The organism is Sphingobacterium corticibacterium (assembly GCF_004208525.1).
GTDB lineage: Bacteria > Bacteroidota > Bacteroidia > Sphingobacteriales > Sphingobacteriaceae > Sphingobacterium > Sphingobacterium corticibacterium.
Genome location: NZ_SGIT01000004.1, coordinates 153,238 through 179,937, shown reverse-complemented (window position 1 = coordinate 179,937; position 26,700 = coordinate 153,238). Strand labels below are relative to the sequence as shown.

Genomic DNA, 26,700 nt, shown 5'->3' with positions numbered 1-26,700 from the left:
ACAAATTGTGAAAAGAAAAAAAATATAGGCTATCTTTGGTCGGTGATATTAGTAACAGGAGGAACAGGCTTTTTAGGATCTACATTGATTAAGCTGTTAATCGATGAGGGAAACGCTGTTCTGGCCATCAAGCGTGAACAGTCAGAAATCCCGGAGCTATTACGTTCCTCTTCCCTAGTCGAATGGTTTTCGGCTGATATCACGGATTATTTTGCCTTAGCTGATGTTTTTGACGGTGTAACACAGGTATATCATTGTGCTGCCAAAATATCTTATCAAAAAGAAGACTGGGCAAGTATGTTGCACACCAATATCGAAGGTACTAAACACATTGTCAATCTCTGTCTGGAACACGGTGCTCGCTTGGTACACGTTAGCTCCATCGCGGCTTTGGGCACACCAAAGATCGGCGAGTTGATTTCTGAACAAAGTAAATGGGATGATGGTGAAGACCATTCCAAATACGGACGCTCTAAATATGAGAGCGAAATGGAGGTGTGGAGAGGCGTTATGGAGGGTTTGGACGCTGTTATCGTCAACCCATCGGTCATTATGGGTATAGGTTCCGGCAAAAAGGGTTCGGGCGCAATTTTCAACTTAATTCAAAAGGGAATCAAAGTATATCCGCCGGGAACAGTAGGCATTGTAGATGTGGAAGATGTGGCTAAAATCATGATACTGCTGATGAATAATCGTACTATCCAGGGTGAACGCTTTGTACTTAATAGTGAGAACCTAAGCAATAAGAATTTACTGGAGCGTATCGCCAAACTGCTTGGCAAACCGGCTCCAACGATTAAAGCACACCCTTTTATGCTGAGTATAGCCTGGAGAATAGCGAAAATGGTAGCTTATGTCAAAGGAAGCCGTCCGGCGTTAACGCGTGAAACCGCAAAAGCTTCGGCTGCTTACCTGGCTTATTCGAACAAGAAATTGATCGACGCAACGGGATACTGTTTTAAGCCGGTTGATGTAACGTTGGAAGAAATGAGTATTGAATTTAAAACTTATAAATGAAGAATTATTACATCATCGATTTCGATAGCACGTTTACGCAAGTCGAAGCTTTGGATGAATTAGCAAGAATATCCTTACAAGATCATCCTGACAAGGATAAAATCTATCAACAAATAGAGGATTATACCAACCTCGCCATGGAGGGAAAGATTTCCTTCCGGGAGAGTCTAACAGGTCGTGTCCAGCTCTTAAATGCTAACAGAAGCCATTTGGATAAACTCGTAACCCATTTGAAAAAAAAGGTATCCCGGTCGTTTGGTCGAAATAAAGAATTTTTCAAAAAACATAAAGATACGGCCCTGATTGTATCCGGCGGTTTCAAGGAGTTCATAACACCAGTTGTAACACCGTACCATATTCAGAAAGAAAATATATATGCCAATACATTCAAATTTGACAGCGATGGCAATATTACCGGATATGACGAGAACAACCCGCTTTCCGATGAAGGAGGTAAAGTCAAACTGCTTAACGAGCTTAAATTGGACGGAAGAATATTCGGTATTGGCGACGGTTATTCAGACTTCCAGCTAAAGGAATCGGGTCTAATTGAAAAGTTCTTCGCTTTTACAGAAAATATTTCCCGTAAAAGTGTAACGGACAAAGCGGATCACATTACGCCTAGCTTTGATGAGTTTTTATATGTGAACGATCTCCCGCGTGCGATTTCGTATCCTAAAAACCGTATTCTATGCCTTATTGTGGGTGAAGTACCGGAAATTGCTGTCCATATTCTAAAACGGGACGGTTTTTCTGTCCGGGTAAAAGAGACCTTCGAAGAAAAGTATACGAAAGATGTAGGTCTACTTTTATTGGCTGATAGTATACGTGTTGACGACGAACAGCTCGCACAAGCGGACAAATTAAAGACCATTGGTTATCTGGGTGATGCAAAGGGACATGTAAATAAAAATATCTGTACGGAAAAAGGCATTGTCGTTTTTGACGATAAAAAATACAGAAAGCGGAATGCCGAGTTTATTCCGAAACGTATGGCAGACTTCATCAATAACGGAGATACCTATATGAGCCGCAATTTCCCTAACCTGACCTTGCCCCGACTTACGCAAGCACACCGGCTATTGCATATCCATAAGAATGTACCGGGCGTCATGGCACAGATAAATAAGGTGTACGCAGAAAACGACATCAATATTATCTCCCAATTTCTAATGACTAGAGGGGAATTGGGTTATGCGGTTACCGATATTCATACGGCATATGACAAAAATGTTCTAAAGCAATTAAAACAGATTGACAACACGATAAAATTCAGGATATTGTATAAATAAGATTGGGCGTTATCAGGGTGTCCAACGGCACATCCAAGGGATCTACGTCATCGATTTTTTCAACGGGTTCAAAGAGTGATATACCGATTTTTCGACAATCGGGTCTACACTTGGCTAAAAAACGATCGTAGAATCCCTTCCCGTATCCTACTCTATTACCCGCTTTGTCCGCAATCAATAACGGAACCAATACGACGTCTAAAGCGGTCTCGGCTACCACTTCACCCGCAATAGGTTCTACTATTCCCCAAACATTTTCGGCTAGCAAGATATTTTCTTCTAGGAGAAAATGTTTCATAGAATGGTCTTTCGGTTCAGAACGGCTAACAACAAGATGTATATCCGGATAATGCACGCGGACATCCGTTATAAACGACCACATATCCGGTTCATTTTGTTTCGCAATCGGTAAAAACGTATGGAGGTAACGAATGCCTCCCCAATCAAATTGTGAAAGCTGTTGCCATATCCCACTATTCAAAGCGCTGAACTGTGCCGCCGTTAACTGCGAACGCCTTTGTTTATATTTTATCCGTAATTCCGCTTTCGTCATGCGCGATTATAAAAAACGGCCTTGCGCCAGAGAGGCTAACAAGACCGCATAATCAACCTAAACCTTATATTTTTATTTTATGCGCTCGATATAATCTCCTGTACGCGTATCTACTTTCACCTTATCTCCCTGATTGATAAACAACGGCACACGAATCTCGACCCCTGTTTCCACTGTCGCATTTTTCAAGGCGTTCGTAGATGTGTCCCCTTTTACAGCAGGCTCTGTATACGTTATCTCTAACTCGACAGAAGCCGGTAAGCTCGCCATTATAGGCTCCTCGCTTTCAAACGCTACCAACACATTCATACCTTCTTTCAAGAATCGAGCCGCATCACCGAACAGCGCCTTTGGAATATTGAATTGCTCGTATGTATTATTATCCATAACGACGAAGAAGTCAGCATCGTCGTATAAATATTGATAGTCGTTTGTTTCTACACGGGCAATCTCTACCTCTTCGTCTGTTCTAAAACGGTATTCCACTAACTTACCGGTACGCACATTCCGCATCCTAGCTTGATAAAATGCACGCAAATTTCCGGGGGTACGGTGAATATATTCCTCTACTGTAACGAGTTCTCCATTAAAACGAAGTATATTTCCTGACTTTACTTCAGATGCTTTTGACATAACAACCTATTTGAGTTTAGTATAACAAAAATACGAAATATCTGCTTCTTATAAAAGTGATAATTTTCGTTACTTATAAGACATTATATTTATTTGTTCATCACAAAAGCCATATTCTTTTTGCTGATTGGAGCCTATAATCAACACGCGGTTGGCTTGCATCGTGTGTCCTATTAAAGAAAGATACCAATCCTCTCCTGCAACATCTAAATTACTCATAGGTTCATCAAGCAAAACGATGCTACTGGATGAGCAACAAGCCAACGCGAGCTTCACCCGCTGTTTCATGCCCGACGAAAAAAACCGGATTTCTTTGTCTACGGCTTTTTCCAGTTGCAATGTCCGAACGACTTCGTTTAAATCAAAGCCGGGCAGATAGGATTTAAATTTAAAATGAAATGCAATCAACTCCCGCAAAGTAAACTCTTCAATCAGCTCCATATAAGGCGCTGCTATCGTCAATTGTTGAAAAACATCTTCGGGGAGAATGGGTTGAATATCTTTATCCTCGTAGGCAATTTTTCCTTCACTCGGCGCAAGACTCCCGGACAGCACCTTCAACAGCGTAGATTTGCCTGAACCGTTCGACCCTAGTACAGCGTATTTTTTACCGAGTGAAAAAGTGTAATCTAGCCGACGAAAAATCCACTCTCTATTATACCGTCTGCCTAAATTTTGTAAAGTTATACTCAATAATTGCGCTTTTTAAAGTGTAGAGGACCTTCCCTGATTAAAACCTTTAATGACGCCTCGATTGGAATTACGCACAAAGGAAAGGATTTCGTCACGTAATTCTGTCGGCGTAAATTCTGCTTCTACCAAGTCCAATGCTTTGGTCAAGTTACGGTGTTGTACAAATAATACACGGTAGATATCTTGGATTTCTGTAATTTCTTCCGTACTAAATCCTCTGCGGCGCAACCCAACAGAATTAATTCCTGCATAAGCAATAGGTTCTCTAGCGGCCTTGATAAATGGTGGTACATCCTTTCGAACCAATGTTCCTCCCGTTACGAAGGCATGCGAACCGATTTTACAGAATTGATGTACAGCGACCATGCCTGCAAGGACGACATAGTCTCCAACCGTAATATGTCCCGCCAGTGTACTGGAATTGGAGAAGATACAGTTGTCGCCCACGAAACAATCATGTGCAATATGACTATATGCTTGAATAAGGCAATTTTTCCCAATTACGGTCTTGTATCGATCTTTTGTACCCCGATTGATGGTGACACACTCTCGAATTGTTGTGTTGTCTCCGATCTCGGCCGTTGTAATCTCTCCTTCAAACTTTAGATCTTGTGGTTCGCCCGAAATAACGGCTCCCGGAAAGATACGACAGTTCTTCCCGATACGGGCACCATTCATAATAGTAACGTTGGATCCAATCCAAGTACCTTCTCCAATTTCTACATCCCGATGAATAGTGGAGAATGGCTCTACCACCACATTCTGGGCTATTTTAGCTTCCGGATGTATATATGATAACGGTTGTATCATGCTAATTACCTTTTACTTTTACAATTTGAGCCATAAGCTCCGCTTCACTTACTACCTTATCGCCTACCATGCCGACCCCCTTCATTCTGGCAATTCCGCGACGAATCGGTTCGAGCAACTCACAACTGAAAATAATTGTATCTCCAGGAGTCACTTGATTCTTAAAACGTGCATTTTCTATTTTTAGGAACAATGTAAGCCAATTTTCTGGATCAGGAACCGTATTTAAAACTAAAATACCCCCTGTTTGTGCCATAGCTTCGATCTGCAATACACCAGGAAACACGGGTGCTTCGGGGAAATGCCCCATGAAAATATCCTCATTCATGGTGACGTTTTTTAATCCCACCACATGTGTTTCCGACAGTTCCAAAATTTTATCGACCATCAACATGGGTTGACGGTGCGGTAATATTTTCATGATTTGCACCGTATCGTAGACTGGCGTCATATTAGGATCGTAAACTTTTAAATTTTTACGATTTTTATCCTTCTTCATTTGCGCTTTTATTTTCTTCGCAAAAGCAGCATTGGCTGCATGCCCTGGACGGGCAGCCATAATATGTCCCTTTAACGGACGTCCCACTAGCGCCAAGTCACCGATCATATCCAACAATTTGTGGCGTGCAGGCTCATTTTGATAACGCAATTGGATATTATCCAAAATCCCCTCACTAGCTACCTCCACCGTTTTGTTAAATAGCCCAGATAATTTATCCAACTCTTCTTTGCTTACCTCTTTATCGACAATAACAATGGCATTGGATAAATCGCCTCCTTTGATTAAGTTGTGATTGACCAAACTTTCTAGTTCGTGTAAGAAACAGAATGTCCTCGAACTGGAAATTTCCCCTTTAAACTCCGTTATATTACTGATAGAGGCATGTTGACTCCCAAGCACTGGCGAATTAAAATCAATCATACAAGTCAGACGATAGCCATCCAACGGCATGGCTATAATCTCTACTTTACGATCTTTCTCTACATAAACAATGTTGTCTTGAATTTCGTAATAGTCGCGATCAGCTTCCTGATCTATGAAGCCAGCTTCTACTAATTTTTCGACAAAAATACGGGAACTTCCATCTAAAATAGGAACTTCCGGACCATCTATTTCGATGAGAACGTTATCAATCTGAAGTCCAACCAACGCGGCCATCAGATGCTCGATGGTGCTGATTGATGCACCATTTTGAGAAATGGTCGTCCCACGCGATGTATCGGAGACATTATCTGCATCTACAGCCACGACAGGTCCCCCATCTAAATCCACCCTTTTAAATTTATACCAATGAAATTCCGGTGCAGGTTTAATCGTCATGTTCACAGCTTTGCCCGTGTGCAATCCGATGCCTGAAATCGATATTTCAGATTGTATCGTCCTCTGTTTTACATTCATATCTAGCATTCTATTTAGGAAATTTATCGATTTTCGTTATAAAGTTCTTTAAGACGAGCTTCGAGTTCAGCGACACGTCGCTCTAGCGCAGGCAGTTTACTATAAATTACTTGCGAACGCAAATTACTATTATAGGGCATGGCGGGAGTACCACCCCATTTCTTATTTTTCTGGTCTATCGATCTATTAACACCCGATTGTGCTTGAATTTGTGATCCCGTCGCTACTTGAATATGACCGACTACACCTACTTGTCCACCTAAGATGACATTCTCACCGATCTTCGTGCTTCCGGATATGCCTGTTTGCGCCGCAGCAACCGTATTCGCACCGATTTCTACATTATGCGCTATCTGTATCAAATTATCCAGTTTTACGCCTTTGCGAATAGTGGTAGAACCTAGTGTAGCCCGATCGATCACCGTATTTGCCCCTACTTCGACATCGTCTTCGATGATTACATTTCCGATCTGCGGCACTTTATTATAGGTACCATCTTTCTGTGGTGCAAAACCGAATCCATCACTTCCGACGATCACCCCACTATGAAGGATGACATTATCGCCGATTTTACTATCACGATAGATCCGAACACCTGGATAAATCACGGTTTTATTCCCAATGGTAACACCGTCCCCAATATAAACTTGCGGATAGATCTTCACCTGATTACCAATGACAACATCCCGTCCGATATAAGAAAACGCACCTACATATAGATCTTGTCCAACACTTGCCGACTCGTGAATGAAAGAAGGTTCTTCGATTCCGCTCCGCTCGTTACGTAATTGATCGTAAATACGCAAAAGCTCTGAAAAAGCGGAGTACGCATCTTTTACGCGAATTAAACTAACGTTAACAGGCTTCGTTAACTGCAAGTCCTGATTAACGATAACAGCAGACGCTTTCGTTTCATAAAGGAAATGCTCGTATTTTGGATTTGATAGGAAAGCCAATGCCCCCTGTTCGCCTTCTTCAATCTTAGCCAATTGATTTACAAGAACATCGGGGTCGCCTTCAACGTATCCGTTTAATAATGTTGCTATTTGATTTGCAGTAAATTGCATCTTACAAATGTATACTTTTTCTTAATTATTTTTTGAGAAATTATTACCTCCGTCCAATGGATGCCCAATTTCCTTAGGATAGGAAATGGCAAACTTAACCACCCGCTTTGCTAAAGCTTCTAAATTAGAAACATCAGAGGCTTCTGTAATATCCTGAACATAACCTCTGTTATTGATAATTTTAATATTATTGTGTTGTATATCATAGGCACTGTTCTGGATGACTTGTGTATACACGAAGTAATCAATTTCGTGGTCTTCCAAATCAAAATGAGTTTTTACTTTTTCCCGTACCAAAGCTACTTCCGTTTCCAAAAAAGGCGTATTTCTAAGTTCTGTACGCAGCAGATCTCTATTCATCAATTTCCGACAAAGCGTACTTAGAATTTTATCTTCTTCATGTACCCATTCTTTCAAGGCAGACAGGATATCGGTATCATCTAGTCGCGTAAACCATTCTAAATGCCCGGGATCTTCCAAGAAATTATGATGGTTAATTTTATTTTTCAAAAAATGGTTCAACGCCCGTGTAGCAAATAAATTTTTTCCTTGTACCGCCAACTCTTTAGCGCGATACAGAATCTTAATGAGTATTTGTTCGGCACTGATAACAGTCTTATGTAAATAAACCTGCCAATACATCAGGCGGCGAGCAATCAAGAATTTTTCGACAGAATAGATACCTTTGGCCTCTACAACCAGCTCCCCCTGCTCCACATTGAGCATCGTAATGATGCGATCAAAGGAAATAACCCCCTCGGATACGCCTGTAAAAAAACTATCGCGGTTGAGATAATCCATACGATCCATATCCAGTTGACTGGAAACTAATTGATGAAAAAACTTTCGGGGATACTGATCGTTAAAAATAGTAATCGCTAAGGACAGCCTGCCAGCGAACTCGTGATTCAGTTTGTCCATCAACAATGAGGAAAGCATTTCATGCGATACCCCTTCAATAAGCGTATGTTCTAACGAATGCGAAAAAGGCCCGTGACCAATATCGTGCAACAATATCGCAATCAGCACGGCCTCTTCTTCTTTGGAGCTGATGGGTACATTTTTATGACGAAGCGTATCCATGGCTAACGACATGAGATGCATGGCGCCGACAACGTGTTGGAAACGCGTGTGAAGCGCGCCTGGATACACCAAATGTGTCATGCTTACTTGCTTGATGAAACGCAAGCGCTGGAGATAGGGATGTTGAATAAGGTCAAAAATGAAAGCTGACGGAATAGTGACAAATCCGTAGACAGGGTCGTTAATTATCTTTTTCTTATTCAACTTTACGCTATGATGTTAATTATTATCTTTACTTTCGAGATACGGACGAGTGTTTATCAAACAATGAACCCCATCGTAGCCTCAACGAGTTCAAAGGCTCACCCCTCTTTCTTTTTCCGTTGTGCTTAAGCGCTTTCGGATGTCTAAATTAAGGGCAAAGATAAGGAGAATGAAGTTAATTAATGTTAAAAATAAATGATACAAAAGATATACATCCTGTGGGCTGATGACGAAATTGAATTTTTGAGGCCACATATTTTATTATTGGAAGAAAGAGGATATCGGGTCAAAACCGTTAATAATGGTAACGACGCGGTCGAGGCTTTTCAGAATGAACCTTTTGACTTGGTCTTTCTCGATGAGAACATGCCAGGCAAAACGGGATTGGAAACACTGGCGATATTGAAAACGATTAATCCAACCATTCCTACGGTATTGGTAACAAAAAATGAAGAGGAACACTTGATGGAAGATGCAATTGGTTCCAAGATTGATGATTATCTGATAAAGCCCGTCAACCCCAAACAAATCCTCCTCACCATAAAAAAGTTTACCGAAAATAAACGTCTCGTCAGTGAAAAAACCTCCATGGCTTATCAACAGGAGTTCCGAAATCTGGGGATGACCATTAACGACGATCTCAATTATAAAGAGTGGGTAGCGGCCTATCGCAAGCTGATTTACTGGGAACTTTCTTTGCAAAAACTAGAAGATGCAGGCATGCACGAGATTCTTACGATGCAAAAAGCAGATGCCAACACTCTCTTCTCTAAATTTATAGAAAAGAATTATCTAAATTGGATACAAAACAAGGAAGAGGGACCAATCCAATCGCATCAACTTTTTAAGAATAAAGTGTTTCCCCAGCTCGATAAAGAGCGTCCCACGTTCTTCTTCTTGATTGATAATTTGCGGTATGACCAATGGAAAGTCATCAACGAAATCATTACAGACTATTATAGACTGGAAGAGGAAGATGCCTATTATAGCATTTTGCCTACAGCCACTCAATATGCCAGAAATGCAATTTTCAGTGGCTTAACGCCTTTGGAAATGGAAAAAAGATTCCCCAACCTTTGGCAAAATGATGATGAGGAGGGCGGTAAAAACTTACATGAAGATAAATTTTTAGCGGATCAGATCAATCGTATCTATCGTCGTGATTTAAAACACTCCTATCATAAAATATTGACATTAAGTCAAGGTAGAGATATTGTTGAATCGTTAAATAACCTTATGCAAAATGATTTAAACGTTTTGGTCTACAACTTTGTCGATATGCTTTCGCACGCACGAACGGATGTAGCCATGATTAGGGAACTGGCAAACGACGAGCGGGCTTATCGCTCGCTAACATTATCCTGGTTTGAGCACTCTCCACTACTCGATGCCCTCAAGTGGCTCTCCCAACGGAATGTACGTATTATCATTACAACCGATCATGGTACTATACGCGTAAAGAAACCTAGTAAGATTATTGGAGATCGAAACACAAATACGAACTTGCGTTACAAACAAGGACGAAATTTGAATTACAAAAACAAAGAAGTGTTTGTGATTAAAAACCCACATGATGCACAACTTCCCAAGCTTCATGTAAGCTCTGCATTTGTGTTTGCGAAAGATGACTACTTTTTTGTATACCCCAACAACTACAATCATTTTGTCAATTATTACATCGAGACTTTTCAACACGGGGGGATCTCTTTAGAAGAAATGATTATTCCATATGCGGTTTATACACCTAAATAATAGCTTTGAATGACGACCATGAACATCACCGTAAACAATCTTCAAGAACTTGATACTGCCGCCAGGCAAATACTATCCAATTTCCCAAACGATAGGATTTTTTTGCTATATGGCGACATGGGTGCGGGCAAAACAACTTTAGTCAACTCATTTTGCAGGGTGTTAGAGGTCCCCGATAGCACCAGCAGCCCAACATTCTCCATCGTTAATGAATACAGTTCACCGCATGGTCCGATATATCATTTTGATTTCTATCGCTTAAAGCATGAAGAAGAAGCGTTAGATATGGGATATGAAGACTATTTTTATACCGATGCATATTGTTTTGTGGAGTGGCCAGAAAAAATCTCCAATCTTCTTCCAGAAAAATCCCGACGGATAACCCTAACGGTGGTGTCTCCCAGCAGCAGAACCATCCTCGTAAAATAATTTTCTTCTTCGTGCAACCTTTCTGCCATTACCATCGTCTTTTTAACAAAGACTAAACTAGAAATTGGATAACATGAATTTAGATACCTTATGGAATGCCTGTCTAGCGGGAAACCGCAAAGCACAGTTTCAATTGTATCAAACATTATCCGGAAGAATGTTTAGTGTGTGTTTACGTTATGCTCAACATGAATCGGAAGCGGAGGAAATCCTCCAAGCAGGATTCATTAAGGTATTTACAAAAGGACAGTTGTTTGACAATAAGGGCTCGTTAGAAGGGTGGATTCGTAAAATTATGGTCAACACGGCGATCGAATTACACCGAGACAGGAGAAGGCATTTTTTTGAACCCCTTACGCACGATTATCCTATGGCAGATAGTCGTGCGGAAAGCGACGAAAACCTGCGATATAAAGACCTGTTAGCTATAGTGACGGAGCTTCCAATCGGTTACCGGACAGTCTTTAACTTATACGTCGTCGAGGGGTACTCACACAAAGAGATTGCACAAATGCTATCTATCAGCGAAGGCAGCTCCAAATCACAGTTGTCCAGAGCAAGGCAATGGTTAAAAGAAAAATTGTTGAAAATTGAACATATCGGGTAATGAACAATAAAGAACTAGACAAACTATTTAAGGAGCAATTGGAACAGCATACGATTCCACCGAGAAACGACATTTGGCATCAAATTGAAAACCAATTAGATCGCGAAAAAGTAGTACCAGTCAGAAGGCTTGATTGGGTAAAGTATGCGGCAATAGTTGTTGGGTGTTTGGGCTTGATCGCGTTGTTATATCGTATCATGCAACCTACACCTACACTTGACATACCGATTGCCACACAAGAAACATCCAAATCATCTCCCCCGGCAATCCCTATGGAGACAACGCATACGAACGAGCCAAAACAAAAGAAGCCAAAACAACAGGTATTGGCAAAACCCGAAACATTGGCACATCGGATTTCCACCCCCAAACAAAAAAAACCAATTAGCGAAGATTCATCGCGTCAAGAGCGCCATCTAAAACTGGTGAAACTCAAACCTGTTGGTGTCTCACTGGCTTTGACAGACGGCCTTCAAGTAGCGGGTACAATACCGCAGCAATACGTTATCAACGTTCCACCGATAGCTCCACTAATTGATGACCCTGAAACGGAAGAGAGCATGTTAGCTTCCACGCAAAAGCCGGTGGAAGGCATAGTACCCGGTATCTTAAACAAAATTTCCGACGCATTGAACCCGACCGATCATACAACCGTTCAATTCAGCAAAGACGAAGAAGGGTTTCTCCGTCTCGATATCGTTAATAGTTTAGTAAAAAACCGTCATAAAAAAAGAAGATAATTAAAAAAACAATTAGATGAAAACAAACTTATTATACACCGGACTAATGAGCATAGCGATGCTTTTCTCAGCACAGCATGCTTTTACGCAAGAAGATGATAGCAACGATACGATCGCCCGAAAAATTAACATCGAACCAACCATAGGGAAAAAAGACTATGACGACCGTGGAAAGGAAATTAAATATCCGCGTGTATTTGGTGGTCTTACTTTTACTCGGATAGATTGGGGGTTTTCGCGTCTGATAGACGATGGAAGTTTTACGTTAGGCGAGGAAAATCAATTTCTGAAATACAAAAAAGCATCCAATTTTGGATTTGATGTCGCCCAATTTGGTGTACGTTTCAATGAAACTTTCAAAATGTACGTATCTGCAGGTTTCGAGTGGAATTACCTCCGGTTGAAAAATGATATTATTCTAGACACCGAAGCGACTCCACTAACGTATAGCCCGTCTGACATCACGTATAAAAAGAACATTTTTACGTCTACCTATCTTCGCACGCCATTGAGTTTCGAATGGCGTGGCCGCAGAAATCATCAAGGCCACCGTCCGAAAATTGCTTTTGGTGCCATGACGGGGGTGTTACTAAAAGGGACACAACGATTTAAAAGTGAAGAACATGGTAAACAAAAGTTCAAGGACAACTACAATTTGGCAAGTTTTCAATATGGTGCATTCGCACGGGTAGGGTTTGGATCATTGGGTCTTTTTGCGAAATATTACATGAATGACATATTCGAAAATAGCCCGAATCAAGAGAACTTAAATAATTTCACATTTGGATTGACTTTAGGGTTTTAATACTTTTGTGCCTCACAAGGTTCAATATTCTCTATGGCGCAGCAAACCTCTTCCTGTCAATATATCCCAACCGACCAAGAAAAGATAGGCATACCACTTATATATGGTGAAGATCTTTCCCATATCTTTCATGCGAAACAGGATGTTGTAGCAGTTCGTAAAGTTGATTTTGGTATAAAGGAGGGAAAGATTACAGCAATCATTGGAGAATCGGGAAGCGGCAAAACTACATTATTAAAACTTATTTATGGTTTATTAGCGCCCTCTTCGGGAGAGGTGCGCTATCGCGGCTGGTTGATTCCCACTCGAAAAGATAAATTGATTCCCGGACATGATGCGATGAAGTTGGTATCACAGGGATTTGATGATCTCAACTTATATGCTAAAGTGTGGGATAATATAGCCTCCCAATTGCCGAACACCAACCTTGCTCGGAAAGAATCTAAGACTCGTGAAACGTTAGACAGGCTAAAGATTCTTCACCTCGCTCAACAACGGGTTGCCGATTTAAGCGGCGGAGAAAAACAACGCGTGGCTATTGCACGTGCACTGGTAAACGAACCGGAGGCACTGTTGATGGACGAGCCATTCAATCAGGTCGATGCGGCATTTCGAGACGCGCTACAGCAAGATATGCGGCAAATTGTTGAAGACACCGGACTCACGATAGTTTTAGTGTCCCATGATCCGACGGAAGTTTTAGCCATGGCAGATGAATTAATCGTGATGAAAAACGCCCAGATAGTGGAGCAAGGATCTCCGACAAAACTTTACTACGAACCGACTCACAGCTACACGGCCCAACTTCTAGCAAAGAGCAATATACTGTCTCCGGATCAAGCCGCACGTCTAGACATCTTAACCCCGCATACCATTGGTATCCATCAAGAAGATGTGACTTTTGTGGAAAACCCTCAAGGTGTATTTTATGTAAAAGATATACGTTTCCGTGGTTTTTATAAAGAATGGGTACTGCACAACGGAGAATTTTCGTTACATGCTATCATGCACCCATTACCCGCTATTTCCATCGGTAGCAAGGTAACGGTCAGTATAGCAAAATACATCACGTTCCGCTAATACCCTTACGACGCGTTTCTGTTCTTCAATTCAGATTTTCCAGCCACGTAAACATATAGTCCGACCATTTTCTCGCATCGGTCTTGTTATTTAATCCGAAACCATGCCCTCCCGTTGGATAAATGAATATATCATTAACTACACCTACTTTATCCAAAGCTTCTTTGTAACGTAATGCATTCGCAATAAGAACCCCTTTATCATCCTCGGCGTGCACCAAAAACGTAGGTGGGGTTTTCGCAGACACCTGTTTCTCCAATGAAAAATACACCAAATCATCTGTATTAGGTTCTTCTCCTATCAAGTTTTTCTTAGACCCCTTGTGTGTAACCTCATCATCCATTGAAATAACAGGATAGATCAATACCGAAAAATCAGGCGCTAAGTTAATAGCGTTTTTATTGTCAATTTTCACATCATCAAAGTGGTTTGATAAGGATGCTGCCAAATGGCCTCCCGCGGAAAACCCGATTACGCCGACCCGATCGAAATCGTAATGTTCTCTAATATATTGTATACCACGTTGTGCATCTTGTAAAGGGCCTATTTTTCGCACTTTCATATGCTCATCTTTAGGTAGACGATAATATAATACAAACGCACTATAACCTTGTTCATTAAATGCTTCCGCTATTTCATGTCCTTCATGATTAATAGCTACATGGGAGTACCCTCCACCGGGAATCACCAGTATCGCCTGCTTCGCACTTGGCAATTCATATTTATACAGAACAGGAACATTTTCTTCTCCTAGGTCTTCTGCAGATTTTGTTGCATTGGGAATTTCGCTATATAATGCCACTTTTTCTTGTGCCAGCGAATAATAATTTAATAACACCACAAATAGTATAGAATAAATAAATTTCATTTTTTATTGATTAGCTACGATAATTAAATCCAGATCTTTTGATGGTAAGTTAAACTTTTCTGCAATGTCCTTATTCGTCAGCATCCCTTGATAGAGATAAATTGCGCTGCGGATACATTTATCAGACCATATCATGTTATTCATACCTCCGCATTCTCCTATTTGGAGAAGTAAAGGCGTCATTATATTGGTGAGGGCGTAAGTCGCCGTACGCGCAACACGTGATGCGATATTAGGAACACAATAGTGTATCACATCGTATTTTCGGAATACTGGTTTGTCATGTGTGGTTACTTCGGATGTTTCGAAACATCCACCTTGGTCGATACTCACATCGATAAGCACGGCGTTCGGTTTCATATTGGATACCGTATCTTCGGAAATAATGCAGGGAGAACGACCATTCTTCGCTCTTAAGGCGCCTATAACGACATCACAAGATTTAACGGCTTTATTTAATACAATAGGTTGTATCACGGAAGTAAAAACACGGCTACCTACATTGTTTTGCAATCTACGTAATCGGTATACAGAACTATCAAATACTTTGACCTGCGCACCGAGAGCAATAGCGGCACGAGCGGCATATTCTCCCACCGTCCCCGCTCCAATAATGACCATTTCCGTCGGAGGAACACCTGTTATGCCGCCTAGCATCAGACCTTTTCCATCAAATATATTACTAAGATATTCTGCCGCGATAAGCACAGAGGTTGCACCTACAATTTCACTCATGGCGCGCACGACAGTTAAATGCCCACCCTCATCTTGCAAATATTCATAAGAAACGGCTGTGATTTGCTTTCGCATTAATGCTTGTAATACGGGCAGTTTCATCAGCGATGGTTGGTGGGATGATAGTAATACCTGCTTATTTTTCATCATACTCACCTCTTCTATAATGGGACTTGCAATCTTAATAACAATATCACATTGAAACACCTCCTCTTTATCATGACTGATTCTTGCACCTTGTTCACTATAATGGGAATCTAAAAAGTTGGAAGCTTCGCCTGCTCCAGATTCTAGAACGATCTCATGACCATATTCAACGAGTAACGCAACAGATAACGGGGTCAAGGCTATCCGTTTCTCCTGAAAAGATATTTCTTTCGGCACGCCAATTTTTAATGTGTGCCGACTTTTACCCACACTTGCCAATGCTTCTTTCGGCTGAAATATCGCCTTGTGGGCAATTTTTGACATATCGCTCATGCTACAATCTATCTGTTTTATCAACTAGTGAATTTAGATATTATTCTTGATATTTTGGGAATAAGATTCATAAATCCACTTTTTTTCCTATTTTTACATCCTATGTAAAAATATTTCAATGCAAAAGTTTCCCGTTTTTAACCAAATTGGCATTGTTCCTCGATGGACCATTTTTATTTTTGACTTAGCTATTGCAGCGATCGCTTTCGTGTTCGCGTATGGTCTGTTTCATTCCTTCAATATACAGGAGTACGCAAAGCCATATTTTGCTATAGAGTTAATATATTGTTTGGGAATAACTTCTATTTCTTTTCTAATTTTCAAACTCTATTCTGGCATTGTTCGCTATACCAGTGCTGTGGATTCTATCCGGATTCTATCGACATTGCTTTTTAACGTTATCATTCTGTTCGCCATTAAATTGATTATGATTGCGAGCAATATGCCTTCGCTCATCCCGACGAACATCATCATCGTATATAGCCTGTTTGCCTTTACCGGCTTAACAACTTATCGGACGTTAATCAAGATATTTTTCCAGTACAACAAAACTAAAACGTCTGACAAGAAAAACGTCATTGTATATGGTGCCGGTGATCTGGGCATAGCGGTAAAGCGTACCTTCGACCACGACCTTAAATCGAATAAATATATCGTTGCTTATTTGGATGATGATGAAACCAAAATCGGCAAATATATCGATGGTATCAAAATTTTCAGCTCTGGTGATCTGGGACGTTTAATCCATAAACTGGCGATCGATGAATTGATTTTTGCCTCCCATAGAATCAGCTCGGAAAAAAAAAACCAAGTTATTGATATATGTTTGGAGCAAAAGATAAACGTACTTACACTCCCTCCGGTGAGTGAAATCATCAATGGTACCGTCTCCCCCACCCAGATCAAAAAAGTTAAAATTGAAGATTTACTAGAACGAGCTCCTATTAAGCTAAAAAATGATTCGCTTTTAGAACAACTAAGAGGTAAACGTATTTTGGTAACTGGTGCTGCAGGCTCCATTGGAAGTGAGATAGCCAAACAACTCGGTCATTTCGAACCACAATTGATTATCTTATGCGATCAAGCGGAATCTCCGCTACATAACCTTCATCTAGACTTACAAGATCGGTTTAAGAACCAAGCTTACCAATCTTTTATCGCCGATGTAAAAAATGAGGATCGAATGCGTATCTTATTTGAGACATTCAAACCGCAATACGTTTATCATGCCGCAGCATACAAGCATGTGCCTATGATGGAAAACCATCCGATTGAAGGTGTTCGGACAAATGTATTTGGTACTTTTATTTTAACTAATTTAGCGGTTGAATTCGAGGTATCAAAGTTTGTGTTTGTATCGACAGACAAAGCCGTCAATCCTACCAACGTGATGGGAGCGACCAAACGCATCGCTGAAATGTATGTGCAATCCATGAACAATAATTTGGAAGAAAATCATCCAAATGCAAAAACCAGGTTCATAACGACACGTTTCGGAAATGTCCTTGGATCCAACGGATCAGTTATTCCACGCTTTCGGGAGCAAATAGAAAAAGGCGGCCCACTTACGGTGACCCATCCTGAAATCACGCGTTATTTTATGACTATCCCGGAAGCCTGCCAATTGGTTATCGAAGCGGGATGTATGGGCAATGGTGGAGAGATATTCGTGTTCGACATGGGGAAATCCGTCAAAATTGTTGATCTTGCCGAAAAGATGATTAAACTGTCCGGATTTATCCCTTACCAAGATATCGATATCAAGTTTACCGGACTGCGACCCGGCGAAAAACTATATGAGGAATTGCTCAACGATCTGGAAAACACACTCCCTACGCATCACCAAAAAATTATGATTGCGAAGGTGCGAGAAAATAATTTTGCAGAAATCTGTAAACAGATCAATCTCCTTTTGGAGCGTGTTAAAACAAACAATAATATAGAAATCGTTCGTCAAATGAAAGTTATTGTACCGGAATTTAGGAGTCAAAACTCAATTTATGAACAGCTGGATGGTGAGGTTTCTTCTACAACCAGTGGATAATAAACGTAGGCTTTGGAGGGTTCACCACGGCATTCTTGATAAAAGACGCGTAAAATACAGCAGAAAACTTGCATTAAAATTTTAAAAGTGTAATTTTGCGTTCCATATTTATTATACGATAATAACAAATGTCAAATAAAAACGTAAATCAAACCGAACCTAAAAAATCATCGGGTTCATTTTTTCAGGATAATCAAAAAAGCATCACCTTCATCGTGGGTGGTATTATTCTCTTGATTTTACTGTATTTAGGTTATCAACGACTATACCTAGCCCCGCGTGCAGAAAAGGCGGCCAATCAATTATATAAAGCAGAAGAATATGCTGCAATTGACTCTCTACAAGCTAAAGCTATCGAAGGCGACGGATCATTCCTAGGTTTTAAAGAGATTGCGGAAGAATACTCCAATACTAAATCTGCGAATATCGCCAATGCTTACTTAGGGGGCTTATACCTTCGTCAGGGCAATTTTCAAGAAGCTATAAAATACCTTCAAAAATATTCCGATACGGGTAGTGATATTTTAGATCCTTTGGTTACAGGTTTAATTGGAGATGCTTATTCCGAATCTAAAGATTATAAGAGTGCTGCCAATCACTATAAAAAAGCAGCACAAAAAAGTAAAAATACGTATACGACACCTTTATTCCTGAAAAAATTAGGTTTAGTTTACGAAGCATTAGAGGATTTCAAAAATGCAGAACAAACTTATCAAACGATCAAGTCGGACTATCCAAATAGTCCCGAAGCAAATATGATCGATGGTTTTATCGCCCGTACAAAAGCAAAACAATAAATAAGAAATAGCTTATTAAGAGATACAGGCTGCTTATTTTTTATAAGCAGCCTTTTTTATATATCTTTGCACCCATGTCTAGTAGCATGAAGAATTTGTCAGACTTCTCACATATTGAAGTTGGCAACGCGAAGGGTCTAAAATTCGCAATCGTTGTTTCACAGTGGAATGCCCAAGTTACAGGAGCTTTGTTAGATGGTTCTCTGCAAGGTTTACAACAACACGGTGCTGCTGAAAATGATATCGATATTATCCAGGTGCCCGGAAGCTATGAATTAATTTCTGGGGCGGATATAGCGCTTCGCAATGAATCCTTTGACGCAGTGATATGTCTTGGCTGCGTCATTCAAGGTGAAACGCGACATTTTGATTTTATATGTGACGCCGTAGGAAACGGTATCGCCAATGTCGCCATCAAATACAATAAACCCGTTATTTTCGGCGTATTAACCACTGATAATCTGGAACAGGCATTAGATCGAGCAGGTGGAAAACACGGAAACAAGGGAGAAGAAGCGGCCATTACAGCTATCCAAATGGCACTTGTCAGTAAAAGATACAAGTAATTGTTGCTTCATTTTAAAATTAGGGGTCAACTATGAGAACATTCCTAACAGCAATTATCATCGGCATTCTTTCCATTTCATATGTGTCTATATGCGCACAGGAAGGACAGGAGGCAGGTAAAATATTATTAAAGGGAATCGGAGGAAAAGACAAGTGGGACAGCACAAACTATATTCTCTTTACGGCAAGTGGAAACGACATCAAATATTTTCAGAATAGTCGAAAGTTCCTTATCAATATGAAGTCGGGACAAGCACGTTTCGAAGGTAGATCTAACGACGGCAACAATATTGTTTCACTATTTAACTTTAAAACGGGTAAGTTATCCAAATTTTTTGTCAACGGCAATGAAGTAAAACAGATTGATCCTGAAACGCACGAACTTTTCACCAAAATCAACGACCAATTCAAAAAGGACGCTACTTTTCTTTTTCTGCCTGCACTAATTGAGCAACCCGAAACAAAAACAGGAAAAATATCGTCCAAGATTTTCAATGCTGAAAAATTACAATCGCTCCCTTTTCAACTGAAGGAGGGATTGTCGGGTGAAGTATTATTTAATGGGGAAACGGGTTTGATTAAGCAATTTGTAGATAAAGAAGGCCAAACTTATCTTGTAAACGGATATAAGGATATTGGTGGCGGACTATTCCTGCCCACTAATTTTAGGAATTTGGAGAATAACAGCAAAAGTCTTTTATTTTCTACGGTAGCTGCATTTACGGAAATGGAGGAGACAAAGTTTTCGATATTGTAGCTTCTTGAAAAAGAAATTGCTTTTTTTGAATTTTATTTTGCATAGTTAATAATCATTTCTATATTTGCACACCGAAACACAAAAACGGCCCGTTCGTCTAGGGGTTAGGACGCAAGATTTTCATTCTTGAAACAGGGGTTCGATTCCCCTACGGGCTACTTAAGGAGACACCATATACAGGTTGTCTCTTTTTTTATGCCAATAAAAATCTGTGACTCAAACACCAATTGCATCCCACCCCTTTACCTTTCATCGCATTACGTATGCCATTTGTCTTGTCAGATATGCCTTCCGGAGCATCACGTCTATCTTTTGACACAACACGTATGCCCGTTACCGCATCCCTTATATCTTTTCCGTCACCTCATATACCTTTTGTCTCTGCACGTATGTCCGTTAGCGCATCTCTTATATTCTTTGCTTCACCACGTATACCCTTTGGCTTGTCAAGTATGTCTGTTACCACATCCCTTATATCATTTGCTTCACCACGTATACCCTTTGGCTTGTCAAGTATGTCTGTTACCACATCCCTTATATCATTTGCTTCACCACGTATACCTTTTGGGTCATCAGTCATACGTAACGGTAAGTGCTAACTCACCCCAAAAACCTCCTTCAAGCGTATTAAATGAATATTTTATAGTGATTTTCGTCTGAGGTGACTAATACGGCAACAAAAAAACACCCTTGTGCGGAAAAGTTTGCACACACAGACCCTATTTTTTAAAATGGTTCTCATATATTTGGCGGCTTTTTCCTTGTTCGTTCTCTCCCACTCGCGTGAAACGGCATTCTGCCTGGCTGAAAGGAAGTAAAATCATCGCGATGCCCACTATAATACTAAAAAATATGATTTGCAACATATTGCTATTAGCGGATGCCGACTCAAAAATATTCTCCGGAACAATATCGACGAGAGGTTGCAGCGGCCCTCGCATTTCCTCGATAGCCGTAACCTCTTCCACTTTTTCATCAACCACGCCGCCAAATGAGCGAAGCATCTCCTCTCGGGTCTTGTTAGAAAGGAAACCTCCCGGTTGTACCAGGTTCACCAACCCTAACCCGAGTGTAACAGCAATGATGGTGGTGAGGAGATAAAGCCCCAAAGTGCGTAGCCCCAAACCCGACAATTGCGTGGTATCCTTTAAGTCTGAAACGCCCTTAATGAGAGAAACAATGATAAGCGGAATAGCGATTAATTTCAATAGATTTATAAAAATAGTGCCGAACGGCTTAATCCAATCAATTACGAATTCTTTGCCCTCTGCAAATTGAATGCACAAAAAGCCGACTAATATACCGCCTACGATACCTATTAATATCTGCCAATGTAACGCTATTTGTTTCGGGTTTATATATAGATACTTGAGATTCTATATGAAAAACCCTAATATAATATAACCCTACGGATTAGAAAAACTTATTATTTGGTTTTTCTGACTTTTGACTTTTTCGGCTCAAGGGGACGTTCCGTAGGATCATTAGGCATATCGTTCAATTGTTCTGCCTGTGGATCTACTCCAGCTTCGCCATCACCATCTTTGGTACGCTCTGTCTTTTTGATAACCGATCCAAGTTCTTTATAAGTATCCCCTTCTTTCTTTTTCTTTTTTTCGCCAAGACCGCTTTTTTCGTTCTCTACTTTCGTTGCCATAGTTATTATTTTATAAGGTTTCTACTGAATCTACTTCCATAGACGGAGCGGATTCCGATCTTACTTGTAGTGACTTTGCCTGTTCCAAATGGCTCGTTAGCGACGGAATCTTTGCCGCTGCCCAGCTTCTAAGTTCCTGATCATTTAAACTATCAGCAGCATTTTCAAACAACGCAATGGTACTTTCATGCATTTTTATCACGGCGTCTTTAAACGCGTTATCAAAATCCGCGTCCGAAAGCATGGATAATGACTTCAATATTGACGCTTGATTTTCCTCCAGTCCATCCGGCATAATTAATTTTTTGGCAATAGCAGCCTCTTGCAATTCCTCTTGCACTTTTGTATGATCATCTACCAACATTTGGCCATATCGTTTGATCTCCTCATTTTTTGATTGGTTTAAGGCTTGTGTACCCAATGCAATTTCAAATTGATTCAAACGAGCTGCTGTTGTTAAGAAATCTTGATCCTTATTAATTTCCTGTGCAAATACCGGCAAAGACAAGATAACCGTGCTTAGCACGGCAATATAATATTTAAAATATTTTTTCATTTTCATTGCTTTTAATTTCATCCCATTTTCGTTAATCGTGTCTTTGTGTTTTTACAATCTTATTGTAAATACCAAAAAGTAAAAAAGGAGCTACCGCATCGACGTTTTTCTCTAAATTTTCCATGTTGTTTTTTTAATGATTACCATGTATGTCTTTCATAGTAAAAGGATTATATCCCAAAATAGTTGGGTAAAAATTAAATAAGGGTATTTTACTCCCCTCTGACACGTATCTCACACATACATTCGTATTTATTTCAGTTTAGATATTAAATCTATAAACAATCCCGTCCAACCAGTTGTTTATTAGATAGAATGAAGAAAAAATTAAAATAAAAACGATTATACAGATGAAAACTATTATCATTACAACGGATTTTTCAGAATCGGCGTTAAACGCCGCTCGATACGCTGCCAAACTGGCGAAGTCGGTAGATGCAAATCACATTATACTTTACCACGCCTATGATAATTTACCTATCGGCACGGATCTACCCATGACGGACGCTACGCCTTCCCTTGTAGAGGAACAAAGTCTATCTAATTTGAGAACAGTGCAGGCAGAATTGATACGAATACTGGGAGAGAATAACAATGTAAACGTCCAATTAGTAACGAATAATTTCCCATTACTACGTGGAATTGAAGGTATTGCCGACGAATGGCATGCCGATTTAGTTGTCGCAGGAACAACAGGGAGGAGTAACTTAGAGCAAGCACTAATCGGCAGTAATACGGTTAATTTAGCTTCTTCCTTAAAACTACCGTTACTTATCATTCCCGCGGATGCTAATTATGACCCGATCCAAAAGATTGTCTTTGCATGCGATTTGAGAAAAGTATCAGATAGTACGCCTGTAGCCGAAATTGGTCACTGGCTAGAAAGGCTCCGTGCAAAATTATTGGTATTAAACGTTACCCTAGAAGGAAAAAATGTAAGCCCCGACGCAATTATGGAACAATACAAAATGCATGCGTTACTAGATATATTTCAACCGGAATATCATTATAAGACAGGAGATGATATTGCAGTTGAAATTGAGGAGTTTGCAAAAGAACATGACGCAGGATTAATTGTTACGATTCCCAAATCGTATGGTTTTTTTGAGCGGTTATTTCGTCGGAGTATAAGCAAACAATTGATCAAAAAATCTGCTATTCCACTCTTGCTTTTGAGGGACAAAGAATAATAGAGAAACGGAAGCAAATCCGTTGTATGAATATGAATATAATATAAGCGACCCTGTAAGGGTCGTTTTTATTTAACACCCTATTCACTAGGGTATTTATTTTATTTTTCAAGTATTTATCACTGCAACTATATAGCGCAAAAAGTGGTTCAATTAATACATTACATAAGGAAAAATACAATGAACCGAGTTTAAATAATATGAACAATAATTATTTAAATCAAGCTCTGATCGACAACTTAAAAAAAATAATGAGATGAAAACAAAAAACGTTTTTGCTATGAAAGAACAAGGTCCTATCATAGCGTTTGCATTAGTAGATCCAACGTCTGACCCTGCCTCTCCAAATCGTGAAGGACAAGAAAATTTACCTGAAGAGGAAATTGTTCCTGATGATGAAAAAGGCGTGGAAAACGTACCCCCAGAACAGCCTGATGTAGACCCTCTTGAACGCGAGGAACCAGAGCTGGACGAGATCGATGAAAATCAACCTAATGAGCAGCCGGATGTTGATCCATTGGAAGCGCCCAACCCTGATATTGACGAGATTAACCCAGACGTAGAGCCCGAAATCAACGAACTCTCAACGCCTGAGCCCAATATCGATCGGGATCCGACAGTAGAACCGGGAACAGACCCTATGGGATAAGATTTAGCTCGAGGATACTTTAACTCCTCGAGCATCCATATCCTTTTTAAACGATTCCAAAAATCGACTCCGAAAGCGTTCAATATAACGAACGTGCTTAATACCTACCTGAATGCTAAGTTGATAGTTATCGGCTGTAATTTCCTTTGTAAATATCTTCATTGGAATTGATCTATCTATTTCTTCAAAGCTCGCAAGTTTTATTTTCAATTCTTTTCTAATCTCTTCAATGGGTGTAGCACTATTCTCTATCGTTAATTTGAAATTCACGCGAATATCGGCATCTCTAAACGTCCAATTGACTAATCGCCCCGAAAGTAGATCGCCATTGGGTATAATTACACGAGCCCCCTCATCGGTCAGCAGCGTACTGGAACGAATTCCAATCTCCCTCACCTGTCCTTTTTTATCTGCCAATTCCACATAATCACCAATCTTGAAAGGCTTTTCGAAAACCAAAATAATACCTGACACAAAATTATTGATGATATTTTGCAATCCCAACCCAATCCCAACACTCAATGCACCAATGATAACTGTCAATTTATCCATTCCCAGACCCAATATGCTAATACCAATCAAAAAGCCGATAACGATAATAAGTAATCTGAATAAAGGGAATAGTGTCATCCTACGCACCTGCAATTCGTCGGTAGGCGAGGTATCATCCAACAAATTTTTTAGGTTTTTCTGAAACCAATTCGCTAACCAAATAACGACGACGGCAAGCAAAAGATTAGCATAAGCGAACGTAATACCTCCAATTTTATGTTCTGTCATGAACAAACGCTCCAACAAAGCACTGGCTTCACGTACAAGGTGAAAATTGTTCAACAATACCAACACAATCAAGACAGCGGAACAAAAACGAAATAAACGTTCAAAACTCAGTAGCATCCGCTTCAAATCAAAACGCCGAAACAAAGCTTCAGGTTTAGCCTTTTTATATTGATGTTCAATATCGTGAAGTAACATTTCACGCACAGCACGTAATGCGATAACTTGCAACAGTCCAATACCCGTCGCTAGACTCCACATCCGTGCAAAGCTGATATATCCCATTAAATTTAGTACAATAGCAAGAAAATGTCCCATTATAATCAACCAGCGAGCATAACGGTGAATATACCCTATTGGATTATCGACATCTGTTCGACGTCCCATAAACCAAACTAAAGTGATGCTTATAACGTTAGCCAGTATAGCTAAAGCCTTGGTCCACCACAATGCCGATAAAAAAAGATTTGCACTTATCAGTATAATATAGGAAACGAAAATCAGTCCCAGTACTTTACGTTTAAAGATAGAAAGCTCCTGATAGAGAATAATATAAAGAAAAACAAAAACGAAAAAATAACTACTTTCAAGAATAAGGACAGGTACAGAAAAGGAGGCAAACGGCAATAAGACCAAAAAGAATATAGAGGCTTTTAAAAATGGAATCCATAACGGTTGGTTCTGATATAATCGAAATTCTTCTTCCCCCCCTTCTGTTTTTCGCCCCAATTTATACATCCAATAAAAATAAAGGAAGCTTACTAGAATTAAAAAGAGACGACTACTCCACGCGGGGTAATCGAAAAACTCCGAAGAAGAACCATCCTTTCCTAAATTAGTCTGTACCGCCCTCACCATATGCCGCCGAACAGGATTCATCTCCGCAGCGGCAGAATCCACATTGACTATCCCTATTTCTGCTTGTTGGCGACCAATCAATCTTTCCAGATAAACCACGTCACCAATCAACCTTTCATAACCGCGAATAAGTTGCGGCAACGTATCTATCAGGTCTTTCGCTCCTTTTTCTAGAGAATCTGTTCCAAGTAAGCCGGTAACCAAACTGTCTACCTCCAGCAAACTATCCGCTTCAACCTGTATTTGTGCAGGTGTCGATGACCATATCGTTCGAGCGTTCTTTATATCATAAATATATTGTGAAATCCCTTTCTTTGTTGCTCCCAAAAAAACTAATGTACTATCTAGCGCCGTGGAATCGGGTGTCTTGCGTTCAAATAAAAGGCTTTTTTTAATACTGTCTACGGTTGTCGAAAGGGTATCCTGTACCTGCTTCCATTGATGCACTTGTGCTTGTCTCTCCTTCCAAACAAACTGCTGGGAATAAAAAAGCGAATCCTGGGATTGAACCCCAGGATGAATAATACTATATAGCAATAATACAAAAAGCCGAAGCAACCATTGTTGCAACTTTCTATTCTTTTCTATTGTCATCATAATT

Annotated in this window: 28 protein-coding genes and 1 tRNA gene; 15 read left to right on the top strand and 14 right to left on the bottom strand. The window is 40.1% G+C overall.

The features are described from left to right. The first annotated feature begins 42 nt into the window (after window positions 1-42). Window positions 43-1,017 (top strand): SDR family NAD(P)-dependent oxidoreductase, encoded by a 975-nt coding sequence (locus EWE74_RS17560; protein ID WP_130142966.1) that lies wholly within the window; start codon window positions 43-45, stop codon window positions 1,015-1,017. Beyond that, window positions 1,014-2,309 (top strand): HAD-IB family phosphatase, encoded by a 1,296-nt coding sequence (locus EWE74_RS17555; RefSeq protein ID WP_130142965.1) that lies wholly within the window; start codon window positions 1,014-1,016, stop codon window positions 2,307-2,309. Before EWE74_RS17560 ends, EWE74_RS17555 begins: the two co-directional genes overlap by 4 nt. Here EWE74_RS17555 and EWE74_RS17550 read toward each other — a convergent pair. The 7 genes from EWE74_RS17550 to EWE74_RS17520 all read right to left on the bottom strand — a co-directional run bounded on the left by EWE74_RS17550 (window position 2,290) and on the right by EWE74_RS17520 (window position 8,751). Beyond that, window positions 2,290-2,862, bottom strand: coding sequence for a 5-formyltetrahydrofolate cyclo-ligase (locus EWE74_RS17550; RefSeq protein WP_130142964.1), 573 nt, complete (start codon window positions 2,860-2,862; stop codon window positions 2,290-2,292). The genes EWE74_RS17555 and EWE74_RS17550 overlap by 20 nt on opposite strands. 72 nt (window positions 2,863-2,934) lie before the next feature. After that, window positions 2,935-3,495 carry an elongation factor P gene (gene efp, locus EWE74_RS17545; RefSeq protein WP_130142963.1) on the bottom strand — a complete coding sequence of 187 codons (561 nt, stop codon included), beginning with the start codon at window positions 3,493-3,495 and terminating at the stop codon, window positions 2,935-2,937. A 69-nt stretch (window positions 3,496-3,564) separates the two neighbouring features. After that, on the bottom strand, window positions 3,565-4,188 hold the full coding sequence (locus EWE74_RS17540; RefSeq protein ID WP_130142962.1) for an ABC transporter ATP-binding protein: 624 nt from the start codon (window positions 4,186-4,188) through the stop codon (window positions 3,565-3,567). A 12-nt stretch (window positions 4,189-4,200) separates the two neighbouring features. Further along, window positions 4,201-4,998 (bottom strand): acyl-ACP--UDP-N-acetylglucosamine O-acyltransferase, encoded by a 798-nt coding sequence (gene lpxA, locus EWE74_RS17535; protein ID WP_130142961.1) that lies wholly within the window; start codon window positions 4,996-4,998, stop codon window positions 4,201-4,203. Window position 4,999: 1 nt separating this feature from the next. Then, a complete protein-coding gene (locus EWE74_RS17530) occupies window positions 5,000-6,397 on the bottom strand; it encodes a bifunctional UDP-3-O-[3-hydroxymyristoyl] N-acetylglucosamine deacetylase/3-hydroxyacyl-ACP dehydratase (protein WP_206365292.1) in 1,398 nt (465 codons plus the stop codon). A gap of 23 nt (window positions 6,398-6,420) precedes the next feature. After that, on the bottom strand, window positions 6,421-7,464 hold the full coding sequence (gene lpxD, locus EWE74_RS17525) for a UDP-3-O-(3-hydroxymyristoyl)glucosamine N-acyltransferase (RefSeq protein WP_130142959.1): 1,044 nt from the start codon (window positions 7,462-7,464) through the stop codon (window positions 6,421-6,423). A gap of 21 nt (window positions 7,465-7,485) precedes the next feature. Next, a complete protein-coding gene (locus tag EWE74_RS17520) occupies window positions 7,486-8,751 on the bottom strand; it encodes an HD domain-containing protein (protein WP_130142958.1) in 1,266 nt (421 codons plus the stop codon). 198 nt (window positions 8,752-8,949) lie between these two features. Here EWE74_RS17520 and porX point away from each other — a divergent pair, with 198 nt between their 5' ends. The 6 genes from porX to EWE74_RS17490 all read left to right on the top strand — a co-directional run bounded on the left by porX (window position 8,950) and on the right by EWE74_RS17490 (window position 14,164). After that, complete coding sequence (gene porX, locus EWE74_RS17515; RefSeq protein WP_130143139.1) at window positions 8,950-10,503, top strand: T9SS response regulator signal transducer PorX; 1,554 nt, start codon at window positions 8,950-8,952, stop codon at window positions 10,501-10,503. An 18-nt stretch (window positions 10,504-10,521) separates the two neighbouring features. Beyond that, window positions 10,522-10,932: a tRNA (adenosine(37)-N6)-threonylcarbamoyltransferase complex ATPase subunit type 1 TsaE gene (tsaE, locus tag EWE74_RS17510; protein WP_130142957.1), complete on the top strand. Its 411-nt coding sequence runs from the start codon at window positions 10,522-10,524 to the stop codon at window positions 10,930-10,932. A gap of 73 nt (window positions 10,933-11,005) precedes the next feature. Next, on the top strand, window positions 11,006-11,539 hold the full coding sequence (locus EWE74_RS17505; protein ID WP_190995495.1) for an RNA polymerase sigma factor: 534 nt from the start codon (window positions 11,006-11,008) through the stop codon (window positions 11,537-11,539). Next, window positions 11,539-12,279 (top strand): hypothetical protein, encoded by a 741-nt coding sequence (locus EWE74_RS17500; protein ID WP_130142955.1) that lies wholly within the window; start codon window positions 11,539-11,541, stop codon window positions 12,277-12,279. The genes EWE74_RS17505 and EWE74_RS17500 overlap by 1 nt, the downstream gene beginning before the upstream one ends. A gap of 16 nt (window positions 12,280-12,295) precedes the next feature. Beyond that, window positions 12,296-13,084 (top strand): outer membrane beta-barrel protein, encoded by a 789-nt coding sequence (locus tag EWE74_RS17495; RefSeq protein WP_130142954.1) that lies wholly within the window; start codon window positions 12,296-12,298, stop codon window positions 13,082-13,084. Window positions 13,085-13,117: 33 nt separating this feature from the next. Continuing rightward, a complete protein-coding gene (locus EWE74_RS17490; protein ID WP_130142953.1) occupies window positions 13,118-14,164 on the top strand; it encodes an ABC transporter ATP-binding protein in 1,047 nt (348 codons plus the stop codon). A 25-nt stretch (window positions 14,165-14,189) separates the two neighbouring features. Here EWE74_RS17490 and EWE74_RS17485 read toward each other — a convergent pair whose 3' ends face one another. Together EWE74_RS17485 and EWE74_RS17480 are read right to left on the bottom strand one after the other, a co-directional pair. Next, window positions 14,190-15,032 carry an alpha/beta hydrolase gene (locus EWE74_RS17485; RefSeq protein ID WP_130142952.1) on the bottom strand — a complete coding sequence of 281 codons (843 nt, stop codon included), beginning with the start codon at window positions 15,030-15,032 and terminating at the stop codon, window positions 14,190-14,192. Window positions 15,033-15,035: 3 nt separating this feature from the next. Continuing rightward, window positions 15,036-16,247, bottom strand: a complete 1,212-nt coding sequence (locus EWE74_RS17480; protein WP_130142951.1) for an alanine dehydrogenase — start codon at window positions 16,245-16,247, stop codon at window positions 15,036-15,038. A 118-nt stretch (window positions 16,248-16,365) separates the two neighbouring features. Between EWE74_RS17480 and EWE74_RS17475 the strand changes: the two genes are divergently transcribed. The 5 genes from EWE74_RS17475 (at window position 16,366) to EWE74_RS17455 (ending at window position 20,570) form a co-directional block, all read left to right on the top strand. After that, entirely contained in the window at window positions 16,366-18,291 is a 1,926-nt protein-coding gene (locus EWE74_RS17475; RefSeq protein ID WP_130142950.1) for a polysaccharide biosynthesis protein, read from the top strand. A 128-nt stretch (window positions 18,292-18,419) separates the two neighbouring features. After that, on the top strand, window positions 18,420-19,088 hold the full coding sequence (locus tag EWE74_RS17470; RefSeq protein ID WP_130142949.1) for a tetratricopeptide repeat protein: 669 nt from the start codon (window positions 18,420-18,422) through the stop codon (window positions 19,086-19,088). A gap of 74 nt (window positions 19,089-19,162) precedes the next feature. Then, window positions 19,163-19,654 (top strand): 6,7-dimethyl-8-ribityllumazine synthase, encoded by a 492-nt coding sequence (gene ribH / locus EWE74_RS17465; RefSeq protein WP_130142948.1) that lies wholly within the window; start codon window positions 19,163-19,165, stop codon window positions 19,652-19,654. Window positions 19,655-19,686: 32 nt separating this feature from the next. Continuing rightward, window positions 19,687-20,412, top strand: coding sequence for a hypothetical protein (locus EWE74_RS17460; protein ID WP_130142947.1), 726 nt, complete (start codon window positions 19,687-19,689; stop codon window positions 20,410-20,412). An 86-nt stretch (window positions 20,413-20,498) separates the two neighbouring features. Beyond that, window positions 20,499-20,570 (top strand) — tRNA-Glu (locus EWE74_RS17455). Between the two features lie 206 nt (window positions 20,571-20,776). On the opposite strand, the gene EWE74_RS17450 is transcribed toward EWE74_RS17455, so the two are convergent. The 4 genes from EWE74_RS17450 to EWE74_RS17435 all read right to left on the bottom strand — a co-directional run bounded on the left by EWE74_RS17450 (window position 20,777) and on the right by EWE74_RS17435 (window position 22,625). Further along, window positions 20,777-20,992 (bottom strand): hypothetical protein, encoded by a 216-nt coding sequence (locus EWE74_RS17450; protein WP_130142946.1) that lies wholly within the window; start codon window positions 20,990-20,992, stop codon window positions 20,777-20,779. A gap of 139 nt (window positions 20,993-21,131) precedes the next feature. Continuing rightward, on the bottom strand, window positions 21,132-21,737 hold the full coding sequence (locus tag EWE74_RS17445) for a dicarboxylate/amino acid:cation symporter (RefSeq protein ID WP_262708792.1): 606 nt from the start codon (window positions 21,735-21,737) through the stop codon (window positions 21,132-21,134). Window positions 21,738-21,838: 101 nt separating this feature from the next. Next, window positions 21,839-22,069: a hypothetical protein gene (locus EWE74_RS17440; RefSeq protein WP_130142944.1), complete on the bottom strand. Its 231-nt coding sequence runs from the start codon at window positions 22,067-22,069 to the stop codon at window positions 21,839-21,841. A gap of 10 nt (window positions 22,070-22,079) precedes the next feature. Further along, the gene (locus tag EWE74_RS17435) at window positions 22,080-22,625 is read right to left on the bottom strand and encodes a DUF4142 domain-containing protein (RefSeq protein ID WP_165384761.1); all 546 of its coding nucleotides are present in this window, start codon (window positions 22,623-22,625) and stop codon (window positions 22,080-22,082) included. Window positions 22,626-22,975: 350 nt separating this feature from the next. On the opposite strand from EWE74_RS17435, the gene EWE74_RS17430 reads away from it, so the two are divergent. Both EWE74_RS17430 and EWE74_RS17425 read left to right on the top strand, forming a co-directional pair. Further along, on the top strand, window positions 22,976-23,815 hold the full coding sequence (locus tag EWE74_RS17430; RefSeq protein WP_130142942.1) for a universal stress protein: 840 nt from the start codon (window positions 22,976-22,978) through the stop codon (window positions 23,813-23,815). Between the two features lie 256 nt (window positions 23,816-24,071). Next, window positions 24,072-24,464, top strand: a complete 393-nt coding sequence (locus EWE74_RS17425) for a hypothetical protein (RefSeq protein ID WP_130142941.1) — start codon at window positions 24,072-24,074, stop codon at window positions 24,462-24,464. 3 nt (window positions 24,465-24,467) lie between these two features. Here the strand turns inward: EWE74_RS17425 and EWE74_RS17420 are convergent, their stop codons facing one another. Beyond that, window positions 24,468-26,696 (bottom strand): mechanosensitive ion channel family protein, encoded by a 2,229-nt coding sequence (locus tag EWE74_RS17420; protein WP_130142940.1) that lies wholly within the window; start codon window positions 26,694-26,696, stop codon window positions 24,468-24,470. Window positions 26,697-26,700 lie beyond the last annotated feature (4 nt).